Genomic DNA, 11,694 nt, shown 5'->3' with positions numbered 1-11,694 from the left:
CCGGGAGCCGCCGCGCTGCGCGGGGCCGCTCCCTCCTACGTGCGTCCCGGCGCGACGTCCCACCCGCCTCCGAGCGCCTGGAACAGCGACACGAGGGCCTGCAGCCTCGCCAGCCTCACCTGGGCCAGCGCATCCTGGCTCTGGAACAGGCTCGTTTGGGTGTTCAGCACGGTCACGATGTCGACAGTGCCCTCCCGCAGCCGCTGCTCCGATATCTGGTACGCCTTGCGCGAACTTTCGACCGCCTGCGCCTGCAGCGCCTCCTGCCGCGCCAGCTGGCGCACGGCGACCAGCGCCCGCTCGACGTCCGCGAAGGCGGAGACTACGGACTTGCGGTAGGTCTCCAGCAACTCGCCCTCGCGGCCTTTCGCCTGCTCGAGCTGGCCCTGGAGACGGCCGCCCTGGAAGATCGGCTGAGTGATCCCGGCCGCCAGCGAGAAGAAGCCCGCGCCCGGCCCGAACAGGCGAGACAGCGCCGTGCTCTCGAAGCCGCCCTGGCCCGTCAATTGGATCGAGGGGAAGAACTGCGCCCGGGCCACCGTCACATCCGCGCTGGCGGCCGACAGCTGCTCCTCGGCGGACTGGATGTCCGGCCGCCGCGCCAGAAGCTCGGAAGGCAGCCCCGGATTGATCCGCGGCAGCGCCACGCGCCCGGTCCCCCCGCCCACGATGGTCACACGCTCCGGCGCGCGCCCGAGGAGCACGCCGAGGGTGGCCTTGTCCTGGTCGATCTGCTGATCGAGCGGCGGGATCGCGGCCCTCAGCTGCGCCACCACGGTCTCCTGCTGGGCCTGGTCCAGCGACGTGCCGGTCCCGACCGCCACACGCTGCTTGATGAGGTCCAGCACGCGCGTGGCGCTGGCGAGGTTGTCGCGGGCGATCCGGAGCCGGTCCTGGGCGCCCAGCATGGCGAAATAGGTGGTCGCCGTGCTGGCGAGCGTGGAGAGCGCGACCGTGTCCCGGTCGAAGCGGCTGGCGTTGGCGCTGTGCTCCGCCGCGATCAGCGCAGCGCGGTTCTTGCCCCAGAAGTCGATCTCGTAGCTGGCGTTCAGGCCCACATTCAGCGCGGTGCGGTCGATGCCGCCCGAACCGGAGCCGCCGGGTGATCCAGCCCCCGTGTGGCTGCGCGTCACGGCGCCCGAGGCGTCCAGGGTCGGCAGCAGCGCCGCTCCCGCGATGCGCGCCTGCGCGTCCGCCTGCTGAATGCGGTACACGGCCGCGCCGATATCGAAGTTGTCCGTCTCCACCGCCTCCATGAGGCGCGTGAGTTCGGGCGAACGGAAGGCGCGCCACCAGGCGACCCAGGACGGCGCCCCGCCCGGACGCCCTTTCTCCGCCTTGTACTGCGCCGGGACGTCCAGCTTCGCGTCGGGCTTCTCGATCGGCAGGCACCCGGCGAGCGCGCACGCCAGCAGCCCCGCCGCGAGGGCGGGCCGGAGGGCGGGGTTGCGTTTGCGGGAAGACTGCAAGCGGGTCCTTGGTCGAGAGGCCGGGCCGCCCCAGGAAGGGCAGGGGCGGAATCGCCCCCGGACATTGGACGGGGACCGTGGTCCAAGACTATGGGATCGCGGCGAAAAAGCGGTGCTATCCCCGTCAAATCGCAAATGAATGTTTCTGGCCCGCCTGCCGCCGCCTGAAGCCGGCCGGGCAGGCGATCATCGAGAGGACCAGGACAGACGATGTCGCCGCCGGTCAGCCGCATGTCGGGCCCGGGGCGGCGGCCTTGAAGCCTTGGACGAATTGTGGCTCCTGCATACGAGATCGAAGCGCCTCGTGGCGGAGGAGAGCCGCCGCGAACGCTTGCCGGAGAGTAAGCCCATGACCGCGCGTCCGCGCCGGCCGACCCTGACGTCCCCCGCCCGCATCGGCCCGCTGGCGGCGCTGCCGCTGTTCCATAAGCTCGAGGGACGGCGCATTGTCTTGGCCGGCGGCGGCGACGGCGCGGCCTGGAAGGCCGAGCTGCTGGCGGCCGCCGGCGCCCACGTGGAGGTCCATGCCGACGTCATCGGGGACGCCATGCAGGACGTCGCCGACCGCGATCATCCGGGCAAGGTGGAGCTCTCGGGCCGCCCCTGGTCGCCCGAGGATCTGCGTGGCGCCGCCCTCGCGATCGCCGACGTGGAGGGTGACGCCGAGGCGGAGGCCTTCCGCCGGGCCGCCCAGGCCGCCCGCGTGCCGGTCAATATCGTGGACAAGCCGGCCTTCTGCGACTTCCAGTTCGGCTCCATCGTCAACCGCTCGCCCCTGGTGATCGGCATTTCCACGGACGGCGCCGCGCCGGTGTTCGGCCAGGCCATCCGCGCCCGCATCGAGGCGTTGCTGCCCAACGGCCTGAAGGCCTGGGCGGAGGCCGCGAAGGCCTGGCGCCCCTTCGTGCAGGAGCGCGAACTGCCCTTCCGCATGCGACGCGGCTTCTGGGAGCGTTTCACCGACCGCGCCCTGGCGAAGCCGGACGCCGTTCCCACGGATGCCGACCGCGACGATCTGCTCGCCGCCTTGGAGCGCATCGAGCAGGAGGGCCAGTCGCCCGTGGGCTCCGCCGTGTTCGTCGGCGCCGGCCCGGGCGACCCCGAGTTGTTGACCCTGAAGGCCGTCCGGGCCCTCCAATCCGCCGACGTCGTCCTGTTCGACGATCTCGTCGACCCGCGTATTCTGGATCTCGCGCGGCGCGAGGCCGAGCGCATCGGCGTCGGCAAGCGCGGCCACCGCCCCTCCTGCAAGCAGGACGAGATCACCGACCTGATCGTGCGCCTGGGCCTCGCCGGCAAGCGGGTGGTCCGCCTCAAGGGCGGCGACCCGGCCGTTTTCGGCCGCCTGACAGAGGAGCTCGAAGCCTGCCACGCCGCCGGCGTCCCCACCGAGGTCGTGCCCGGCATCACGGCGGCCTTCGGGGCCGCCGCCGCCATGGGCGTCTCGCTCACGGAGCGCAGCGCCGCCCGGCGCCTCCAGTTCGTCACGGCCCACAGCCAGGACGGCTCCCTGCCCCAGGACCTCGACTGGAAGGCCCTGGCCGACCCCCGCGCCGCCACTGTCGTCTACATGGGCGTGCGAACCGCGCCCGCCCTGGTCGAGCGCCTGCTCGCCGAGGGCCTGCCCCCGAGTTTCCCGGCGCTGCTCGTCGAGCGCGCCACCACGGAGCAGCAGGCCGTGCGCGCCTGCTCCATCGCCGACCTGCCCGCCGCCATCGCGACCGACCCGCCCAGCGGCCCCTGCCTGATCATCCTCGGCGCGCCCGCCGCCCAATACGTGGCCCTGGCGAGCGCCGGCTGACCCGACCGGCTATGCGGGGACCGCAGCGACGAAGCGATCCAGAGGCGGCAGGCTCGCTCCCCTCGATCTCTTCGCCGTGCTCGCGATGAGTCCATGGAGCCGCGAACCACCCCGGCCCGGCCGCGTTGACCCGCGTGTTTCAGGCCAAGGAGGATCGCCATGCGCATTTCAGAGGTGATGACCCGCGACCCGGTCGCCATCGCGCCGGAGCGCAGCCTGCGCGAAGCCGCCCGCCTCATGGACGACCTCAATGTCGGCTCACTGCCGGTGCTCCATGGCGGCCAGGTGGTTGGCCTGCTCACCGATCGCGACATCGTGGTCCGCGCCATCGCGGTCGGACGCGATCCCAACGTCACGCCCGTCTTCGAGGTGATGACCGAAGAGCCGCACTGCTGCTTCGAGGACGAGGACGTCTCCCACGTGGTGGACGTCATGGAGGACCTGCAGGTCCGCCGCGTGCCGGTGCTCGATCGCAGCCGGCGGCTCATCGGCATGGTGGCCTTGGGCGACCTCGTCGAGGATCGCGCGCCCGGCGCGGAGGAGGCCCTGGGCCGGATCTCCACGCCCGCGCGCCCGGACCGCTCCGGCGTCCCGTCCAGGTCCCGCGCCCGCGGCGACCACCGCGGCACGCCCCTCACGGACAGCGAGCGCCGCGAGCTCGCCCGGCGAATCCAGCGCTGGGAGCGCGACGCCCCGCGGCGCGACCGCGAGCAGCGCGACGAGTTCCGCACCCGCGGGGACAACGGCGCCGACCTCGACCTCTGGGAGCGCGGCGCGCGCTGGGACCGCCGCTTCCGCGAGCGGGACGAGGATGACGTGCGCGCCTCCTTCGGCACGGCGGGGTCGGTGCCTGGCGAAGGTCGGCCGCGGCCCGAGCCGCGCGGCGGCGAGGAGGGCTACGACAACTACGGCGAGGACTACGGCCGCAATGCCCGGTTCTTCAGGGACGACGAACCCGGCGCGTCGGCCTCCGGCTATGGCTACGGGGATGACGATCGCGAGGACCGCGGCATCCGCACCGTGGCGGTTCACTCCCGTCATCTCACCGAGCAGGAGCGCGACCCCGCCTATAACCGCCGGCGCGACCAGGAGGGCCAGGACGATCCGTGGATGGGCACGGTTCGCCGCATGCACGAGCGCCGGCGCGCCTGAGGCGCCTCAGGCTCCCGGTCGCAGGCGGCGATGGAGCAACTCGGCGCAGATCAGGTCGAGGTGCCCGCCGCCTGCGTTCTTGTAGAGGGTGACGTCGTCCGGCCCGGTGCGGCCCTGGACGACGCCATGGGCGAGCTGGAACAGGTCCCCGAGGACATGCTCGGGCCCGACCACGCCCGCCGCGATCGGCTGGGCGATGTCGCCGGCCTCGGCCAGGGTGAAGCGTCGCGTGTCCACGAAAACGCGCGCCCGGCGCACGGCTTCGTCGTCCGCCTCCCGCATCTCGGGCGTATAGGACCCCACCAGGTCCACATGCGTCCCCGGCCGCAGCCACGCCCCGCGCAGCACCGGGACGCGGGACGCCGCCGCACAGCACACGATGTCCGCGTCCGCCACGGCGCCCTCCTCATGCTCCGTCGCGGTCGCATCCAATCCCTCCCGCCGGAGCGCGTCGGCCAGCGCCCGCGCTTTCGACAGGGTCCTGTTCCAGACCGCGACATGCGTGATGGGCCGGACCGCCGCCATGGCCCGCACCTGCCAGATCGCCTGGCCGCCGGCGCCCAGCATGGCGAGGCGCCGCGCGTCCGGCCGGGCGAGCAAGGACGCGCCGGCTGCCGAATCCGCCGCGGTCTTGCGGAACGTGAGGGCGGCGCCGTCGATCACGCACAACGGCTGGCCGTCCTGGCCGTCGAACAGCACGTAAAGGCCGCCGATCGCCGGCTTTCCTGCGTGGGCGTTGCCCGGGAACACGGTCACGAGCTTGATGCCCAGCGCCCGTCCGGGCTTCCACGCCGGCCACAGGAGGAAATGGTCCGTCTCCCCATGTTGGCCGGGCTGGCTCATCAGCAGCCGCTCGGCCACGGGCAGGGCCGTCCGGTGCGCCGCCAGCAGCCCCGGAACCAGCGTCTCGAACGGGAGAAGCCGGTGGACCTCTTCAGCCTCCACATGCGGAACCGAGCGCAAAGGATTCTCCCCGTTCGGAAATCCTAGATCACGTCCTCGGGGGCGAAGGGGCAGGGGTGCGCCGGATCGCCGGACTCGATCTGCAGGGTGACATGCTGGATGCCGAAGCGCTCGCGCAATTGCGACGCCGCCGTCGCCAGCAGTCCATCGTCCAGGCCTGCGCCAGGGCGCACCAGGTGCGCCGTCATGGCGTTCTCGGTCGTGCTCATGGCCCAGATGTGCACGTCGTGCACTTCCGAAACGCCCGGAAGGCCGCCCAGGTAGCGCTCCACCTTGCCGCGGTCCACACCCTGGGGAATGGCGTCCATCGCCATGTTGACGGCCTGCCGGCCGAGATCCCAGCTGCTGAAAAGGATCACGGCCGAGATGGCGAGGCCCACGGCCGGGTCGATCCATAGCCAGCCGGTGACGCCCACCAGGAACGCGCTGACGACGACGCCCAGGGAGACGCCGGCGTCCGCCGCCATGTGGAGGAAGGCGCCGCGGATGTTGATGTCGTGAGCGCCCCCCATGAAGAGGAGCGCCGTCCCCCCGTTGACCAGGATGCCGATCGCCGAGACCACCATCACGGTCGTGGTCGCGACCGGGGCTGGCACCCAGAAACGCATGAGCGCCTCGTACGCGATGGCCCCCACGGCGATCAGCAGGAAGGCGGCGTTGCCCAGCGCCGCCAGGATGGAGGCGCGGCGGTAGCCGTAGGTGCGCGATCGGGTCGGCTTCCGACGGGTCAGCAGCATCGCCCACCAGGCGATCAGCAGGCCCCCCACGTCGGAAAGGTTATGCAATCCGTCCGCGATCAGCGCCAGGGAATGGGAGGCGAGGCCGTAGCCGATTTCCACCACCACGAAGCCGGCGTTCAGGGCCGTCCCGATTGCGAACGCCTTGCCGAAATCCTTGGGCGCGTGGTGGTGGCCATGCCCGTGACTGTGCCCAGGCGAAAGGCCGTGGTCATGATGGCTGTGGCCGTGATCATGATCATGGTCATGGTCGGTATGGGCGTGATCGGGGGAAGGTTGACGCGTGGCCATGCTTGGGTTCCGGTGAACGCAGGAAACTAGAGGCGGAGCGCCCAGGGCGCCACCCCGTCGAGGCGCGCGCGTTGTGACGTGGAGGACAACGAGGGAGCGCCCGATGCCGCACCCCATTCACGCATTCCTGTCCGGCTCCGGTCGCGACGCCAGCGGACGATCCGTCTCGGACGTGCTCGCCATGGACGATCGCGCGCTCGAGGCCGTGCACGATTACATCCAGTGGCTCTTTCCCCTGCCGACCCGCAGCATGGCCCAGCCCCAGTCGCCCGTGCTCGACGCGTCGGAGATCCTCGCCATCCGGGACGACCCGGCCGCGCAGGCGAATCTCCGCGCCGGCGCCCAGCGCATGCGTCGCTTCTATGGCCTGAACGATCATTGGCTCACCGGCTTCGACCACAATCACCTGCGCATCACCCGCATCGTGACGAGCCTGAAGTTGCTGGCGGGAGACGACGAGGCGAAACGATTCCTGAGCTTCGTCGAAGACCGCTGCCGCGCCGCTCGTGATCCCGTCAACGCCAGAAGCCGGGAATACTGGCGCGCCGCCTTGCGCGATTGAGCCGCGGGTCCGCCGCGAAGCCTCTCGCGCGCAGCGGGGGAGGGCCAGCCCTTGCCGTCGTCGCGAGCGCAGCGAAGCGATCCAGGATTGCTTCGTCGCTGCGCTCCTCGCAAGGACGGCCGGCGCCGTCCTGTTGCCCTGCGCGCTCGACCGCGCGAGAGTGCCGGCCCGCCGCCAGCCGAGCGCGCCATGCCGCCCACCGCTTCCCAAGCCGCTCCCGCCGTCGTCATCGACGCGCTCTCCAAAAGCTACGGCAAGGTCCGGGCGCTGGACGGCGTGTCCCTCGCCCTGAGTCCAGGCCAGTTCACCGCCCTCCTGGGCCCCAACGGCGCCGGCAAGAGCACGCTGTTCCAGATCCTGACCGGGTTGTTCGTGGCGGATTCCGGATCCGTGCAGGTGCTCGGTCACGACCTCGCCCGGCAACCGACCCGGGCGCTCGCCGCGATGGGCATCGTCTTCCAGCAGCCCTCCCTCGACCTCGACCTGACGGTGGAGCAGAACCTCGCCTACCACGCCGGACTCCATGGCTTGGCGGGCCGCCGCGCCCGGGACGCGATCGCCGAGGCCCTGGCGCTTTTCGGCCAGGAGGGCGCCCGCAGTCAGCGCGCCCGCACCCTCTCGGGCGGCAACCGCCGTAAGATCGAAATGGCCCGCGCCCTCATGACCGAGCCCGCGGTGGTCCTGCTGGACGAGCCCACCCAGGGGCTGGACCCGGCGAGCCGGCGGGACATCGTCGAGCACGTGGCCCGTCTTACCCGCGAGCGGGGCCTTTGCGTGCTCTGGGCCACCCACATCGTATCGGAGGTCGAGGGCGCCGACCGCGTCGTGGTCCTCCACAAGGGCCGCGTCCTGGACGACGGCCCCCCGGCGGACATCGTGGCGCGCCACGGCGGCGCCGCGCTGGAGGACGCGTTTCTCGCCCTGACCGGCCGCGAGCCGGCCGGGAGGGCTGCCTGATGGCCCCCGTCGGAACCGCGGCGCACGCCTGGACGGCGATGCGCGCCATCGCGGGCCGCGAGGTTACGCGCTTCCTGCGTCAGACGGGGCGGCTGATCTCGGCCGTGGTCCGCCCGACGCTCTGGCTGGTGGTGTTCTCCGCCGGCTTCCAGAACGTGCTCGGGGTCTCGATCACGCCGCCCTACGAGAACTACGTCACGTACGACGTCTACATGGCGCCGGGACTCATCGGCATGGTGCTGCTGTTCCAAGGCATGCAGTCCTCGCTGGCGCTCGTGTTCGACCGCGAGGTCGGAGCCCTCCGCCTGCTGCTCACCGCGCCGCTGCCGCGCTGGTACGTGCTCCTGTGCAAGCTTGTCGCCGGGGCCTTGCTCGGCGTCGCCCAGGCCTACGCCTTCCTGCTCGTGGCCTTCCTGTTCGGCGTGGACCTGCCGCCGTGGGGCGCCCTGACCGTGCTGCCGGCTCTGGCGCTCGGCGCCTTTACGCTGGCCGCGGTGGGGCTGTTGCTCTCGGTCTACGTGCGGAGGCTGGAGAATTTCGCCGGCACCATGAACTTCGTGATCTTCCCGGCCTTCTTCTTCTCCACCGCCCTCTACCCGCTCTGGAAGGTGCGCGAGAGCGGCTCGGACTGGATCGCGCTCGCCGCGCGGCTGAACCCTTTCACCCATGTGGTGGAGACGATCCGCTTCGCGCTCTATGGCCAGGTCCAGCCTCTCTCGGCCGCCGTCACCCTGCTGGTCGGCGCCGCCGCCTTCGCCTTGGCCGTGCAGGGCTACGATCCACAGCGGGGGGTTCTGGGGCGCAAGCCCCGGGACGATGGGTGACCGAACGGGGTTGAGCCTGCGCCCGGGATCGCCAATGCTGTCGCCGACGCCCCCATTCTCCAACCGGAGCACGCCATGACAAGCCACGCCGTTCCCCCCGTCGCGCTGCCGCACGAGGTCAAGCTCGACCGCCTGGGCGAGATCGCCGTGAAGGTGGGCCTTGGCCTGGCCCCCGGCCAGGAACTCGTGATGACCGCCCCCGTGGACGCGCTGCCGCTGGTCCGCCGCATCACCGAGCACGCCTACAAGGCCGGCGCCTCCCTCGTGACGACGCTGTTCGCGGACGAGGAGAGCACGCTGGCGCGCTACCGCTTCGCCCCCGATGGAGCCTTCGACAAGGCCACGGGCTGGCTCTACGACGGCATGGCCGCCGCCTTCCGGAACGGCGCAGCGCGTCTCGCCATCGCGGGCGAGAACCCCTCGCTGCTGGCCGGGCAGGACCCCGAGAAGGTGTCGCGCGCCAACCGAGCCCGCTCCAAGGCCTACATGCCGGCCCTCGAGATGATCGCCGGCTTCGCCACCAACTGGACGATCGTCAGCTACGCCAGCCCGTCCTGGGCCAAGGTGATGTTCCCCGAGGATCCCGAGGACATCGCTGTCGCGCGCCTGTGGCACGCAATCTTCGCCGCCTCGCGCGTCGACGGACCGGACCCGGTCGCCGCCTGGCAGGCCCACAACGCCGACCTGCAGCGCCGCACCCGCCTGCTCAACGACGCCCGCTACGCGGCCCTGCGCTTCACCGGCCCCGGCACGGACGTCACCGTCGGCCTCGCCGACGACCATGAGTGGAACGGCGGCGCCACGACGGCCAAGAACGGCCTTGTCTGCAACGCCAACATCCCGACGGAAGAGGTCTTCACCACGCCCCACAAGGCGCGCGTGGACGGGTTCGTGCGCAGCACCAAGCCGCTGTCCTACAACGGCACCCTGATCGAGGACATCGAGGTCAGGTTCCAGGGCGGCGCCATCGTGGACGCCAAGGCCCGCACGGGCCAGGAGGTCCTCCTCAAGGTGCTCGACACGGACGAGGGCGCGCGCCGGCTCGGCGAGGTGGCCCTTGTGCCGTTCTCGTCGCCCATCTCCCAGAGCGGCCTGCTGTTCTACAACACGCTGTTCGACGAGAACGCAGCCAGCCACATCGCGCTCGGACAATCCTACAGCAAGTGCATTCGCGGCGGGGTGGACATGCCGAAGGACCAGCTCGCCGCCCGCGGCGCCAACGAGAGCCTGATCCATATCGACTGGATGATCGGCTCCGGCGAGGTGGACGTGGACGGCGTCAGGGCAGACGGCTCCACCGAGCCGCTGATGCGCAAGGGCGACTGGGTCTCCTAGCCCTACAGCGTCTGCAGTGGGGCGCTGGGCTCAGGCGCCAGTTGATCGCTGGCGCCGGCCGCCATCGGCTTGGGGCGTCGCAGCGCCCCTTTCACCAGACGGCTGAGCGGCGTCTCGACGAAGATATGCGCCAGACTCGCGAGCGCGAACGCCGCCAAACAAGCCAGTACGACGCCCGCGACGCCCCCCAGCGGCATGTGGCCGTGCTTGATCAGCCGGGCGTAGCTGATCATCACGAACCCATGCGTCAGGTAGAGGGCGTAGGAGGCGGCGCCCAGGAACACGAGGCCGCGGATCCAGCCGACCGGGCGGATCGCCATCTGCGAGAAACCGACCACGACCAGCACGGCGGGGATTCCCCAGGCTGCGAAACGAGCCGAAGGCGCGAGCCCGGCCGTGGTCTCGCTCGGCGCGAAGGCGGAGGCCAGCAGCAGCAGGACGCCCCCGACCGCCGCGAGCGCGACAGGCCGCCGAACCCGGATGGCGTCCCGGCCCACCAGGCAGGCCAATCCGATCCCGTAGCAGAACTCGAAGACGATCGGATCGCCCAGGAAGGAGGCCACGGCGCCGTGGCCGCCGGCCAGACGGGCCGCTCCCCAGTTGGCCAGGATCATGCCCGCCGTAAACAGGGCGGTTTGCTCCTGGTTGAGGCGGATGCACAGCGCGAACGCGATCAGGACGTAGAAGTACATCTCGTACACCAGGGTCCAGGCGACGCCGACCACCTGCTCATGGTGAGGAAGCAGGAAAACCGCTGCGAGCAACTTGCCGGGATCCACCGTCAGGCTGGAAAAGCCCAGGCCGCTCGCCCAGAGCGCCAGGACGAGCGCGAGGCAGGCCCAATACAGCGGGTAGATGCGCTGGATCCGGTCGCGCATGAAGGCCGAGGGCGTCCGCCCGCGCTCCCGGCCGGCCCCGCCTTCGAAGGCGGCGAGGAAGACCACGAGCCCGCTGATCACGAAGAACACGTCGACCCCGGCCGCCCCCCAGCGCACGGCCCAGTCCGGCGCCCCCGCGAAGGAGGGGATCGCCAGCGACTCCTCCATGGCATGGTGGGCCAGCACCATGGTGGCCGCGACTCCGCGGAGCGCCTGGATGCCCCAGTTGCGCTTGGAGGCCGAAAGGGGGGCAGGGTTCACGGTGTTGTCCTCGGTGCGGCGCTGGGGACCATTGTGGGCCCACGCCCGGCCCGCGCCGCCTTACCCAACGGGATGAGGGGACCCCAAAAATGGGCGAACTGCGCAGCGGAACCCAGCGCGGCGGTGGTTCGAGGCCCGCCGGATCCGAGAAGCTGGCGCCGCCCGTGAAGCCGGCCATCGCCGCGGCGGACGAAAACGCGCCCGCAACATGCGCGGGCGCGTTTCGATTCAGATCCGATGATCGTGTGGGGGCCGGCCTACCGCCCGTACACGTCCGTGATGCGCACGATGTCGTCCTCGCCGGTGTAGCTGCCGACCTGCACCTCGATGATCTCGAGCGGGATCTTGCCCGGGTTGGCGAGGCGGTGGACGCAGCCGAGCGGCAGGTAGACCGACTCGTTCTCCTGCAGCAGCAGGATCTCCTCGTTGCGCGTCACCTCGGCGGTGCCGCGCACCACGACCCA

The 11,694-nt window shown here is 71.2% G+C and carries 11 protein-coding genes; 6 read left to right on the top strand and 5 right to left on the bottom strand.

Annotated elements, in window-relative coordinates:
- Positions 1–35: 35 nt before the first annotated feature.
- On the bottom strand, positions 36–1,469 hold the full coding sequence (locus SLNSH_RS14560; RefSeq protein ID WP_106337741.1) for an efflux transporter outer membrane subunit: 1,434 nt from the start codon (positions 1,467–1,469) through the stop codon (positions 36–38).
- A 349-nt stretch (positions 1,470–1,818) separates the two neighbouring features.
- On the opposite strand from SLNSH_RS14560, the gene cysG reads away from it, so the two are divergent.
- Positions 1,819–3,270, top strand: a complete 1,452-nt coding sequence (gene cysG / locus SLNSH_RS14555; protein ID WP_106337740.1) for a siroheme synthase CysG — start codon at positions 1,819–1,821, stop codon at positions 3,268–3,270.
- A gap of 159 nt (positions 3,271–3,429) precedes the next feature.
- The gene (locus SLNSH_RS14550) at positions 3,430–4,422 is read left to right on the top strand and encodes a CBS domain-containing protein (protein WP_106337739.1); all 993 of its coding nucleotides are present in this window, start codon (positions 3,430–3,432) and stop codon (positions 4,420–4,422) included.
- Positions 4,423–4,428: 6 nt separating this feature from the next.
- Here the strand turns inward: SLNSH_RS14550 and lhpI are convergent, their stop codons facing one another.
- Both lhpI and SLNSH_RS14540 read right to left on the bottom strand, forming a co-directional pair.
- Positions 4,429–5,385 (bottom strand): bifunctional Delta(1)-pyrroline-2-carboxylate/Delta(1)-piperideine-2-carboxylate reductase, encoded by a 957-nt coding sequence (gene lhpI / locus SLNSH_RS14545; protein WP_106337738.1) that lies wholly within the window; start codon positions 5,383–5,385, stop codon positions 4,429–4,431.
- 23 nt (positions 5,386–5,408) lie between these two features.
- Positions 5,409–6,413, bottom strand: a complete 1,005-nt coding sequence (locus tag SLNSH_RS14540; protein WP_106337737.1) for a cation diffusion facilitator family transporter — start codon at positions 6,411–6,413, stop codon at positions 5,409–5,411.
- Positions 6,414–6,516: 103 nt separating this feature from the next.
- On the opposite strand from SLNSH_RS14540, the gene SLNSH_RS14535 reads away from it, so the two are divergent.
- The 4 genes from SLNSH_RS14535 (at position 6,517) to SLNSH_RS14520 (ending at position 10,091) form a co-directional block, all read left to right on the top strand.
- Entirely contained in the window at positions 6,517–6,975 is a 459-nt protein-coding gene (locus SLNSH_RS14535; RefSeq protein WP_106337736.1) for an opioid growth factor receptor-related protein, read from the top strand.
- A gap of 189 nt (positions 6,976–7,164) precedes the next feature.
- On the top strand, positions 7,165–7,932 hold the full coding sequence (locus SLNSH_RS14530; protein ID WP_106337735.1) for an ABC transporter ATP-binding protein: 768 nt from the start codon (positions 7,165–7,167) through the stop codon (positions 7,930–7,932).
- Positions 7,932–8,756, top strand: a complete 825-nt coding sequence (locus SLNSH_RS14525) for an ABC transporter permease (protein WP_106337734.1) — start codon at positions 7,932–7,934, stop codon at positions 8,754–8,756. The genes SLNSH_RS14530 and SLNSH_RS14525 overlap by 1 nt, the downstream gene beginning before the upstream one ends.
- A gap of 75 nt (positions 8,757–8,831) precedes the next feature.
- Positions 8,832–10,091 carry an aminopeptidase gene (locus SLNSH_RS14520; protein WP_106337733.1) on the top strand — a complete coding sequence of 420 codons (1,260 nt, stop codon included), beginning with the start codon at positions 8,832–8,834 and terminating at the stop codon, positions 10,089–10,091.
- Positions 10,092–10,093: 2 nt separating this feature from the next.
- Here SLNSH_RS14520 and SLNSH_RS14515 read toward each other — a convergent pair whose 3' ends face one another.
- Both SLNSH_RS14515 and SLNSH_RS14510 read right to left on the bottom strand, forming a co-directional pair.
- A complete protein-coding gene (locus SLNSH_RS14515; protein ID WP_106337732.1) occupies positions 10,094–11,230 on the bottom strand; it encodes an acyltransferase family protein in 1,137 nt (378 codons plus the stop codon).
- Positions 11,231–11,487: 257 nt separating this feature from the next.
- Positions 11,488–11,694 (bottom strand): cupin domain-containing protein (locus SLNSH_RS14510; protein ID WP_146140271.1); only part of this gene is annotated, 207 nt, incomplete at its 5' end.

The sequence above is a fragment of the Alsobacter soli genome, from assembly GCF_003004785.1.
In the GTDB taxonomy this organism is placed as follows: Bacteria; Pseudomonadota; Alphaproteobacteria; order Rhizobiales; family Beijerinckiaceae; genus Alsobacter; species Alsobacter soli.
Note: the sequence above shows the minus strand (reverse complement) of the source record. Positions and strands in the feature narration are given on the sequence as shown.

Bases quoted from the DNA above. Each gene is read 5' to 3' on its own strand.
- SLNSH_RS14550 (WP_106337739.1), top strand. From the start codon at position 3,430: ATGCGCATTTCAGAGGTGATGACCCGCGACCCGGTCGCCATCGCGCCG.
- cysG (WP_106337740.1), top strand. From the start codon at position 1,819: ATGACCGCGCGTCCGCGCCGGCCGACCCTGACGTCCCCCGCCCGCATC.
- SLNSH_RS14520 (WP_106337733.1), top strand. From the start codon at position 8,832: ATGACAAGCCACGCCGTTCCCCCCGTCGCGCTGCCGCACGAGGTCAAG.
- SLNSH_RS14530 (WP_106337735.1), top strand. From the start codon at position 7,165: ATGCCGCCCACCGCTTCCCAAGCCGCTCCCGCCGTCGTCATCGACGCG.
- SLNSH_RS14525 (WP_106337734.1), top strand. From the start codon at position 7,932: ATGGCCCCCGTCGGAACCGCGGCGCACGCCTGGACGGCGATGCGCGCC.
- SLNSH_RS14535 (WP_106337736.1), top strand. From the start codon at position 6,517: ATGCCGCACCCCATTCACGCATTCCTGTCCGGCTCCGGTCGCGACGCC.
- SLNSH_RS14540 (WP_106337737.1), bottom strand. From the start codon at position 6,413: ATGGCCACGCGTCAACCTTCCCCCGATCACGCCCATACCGACCATGAC.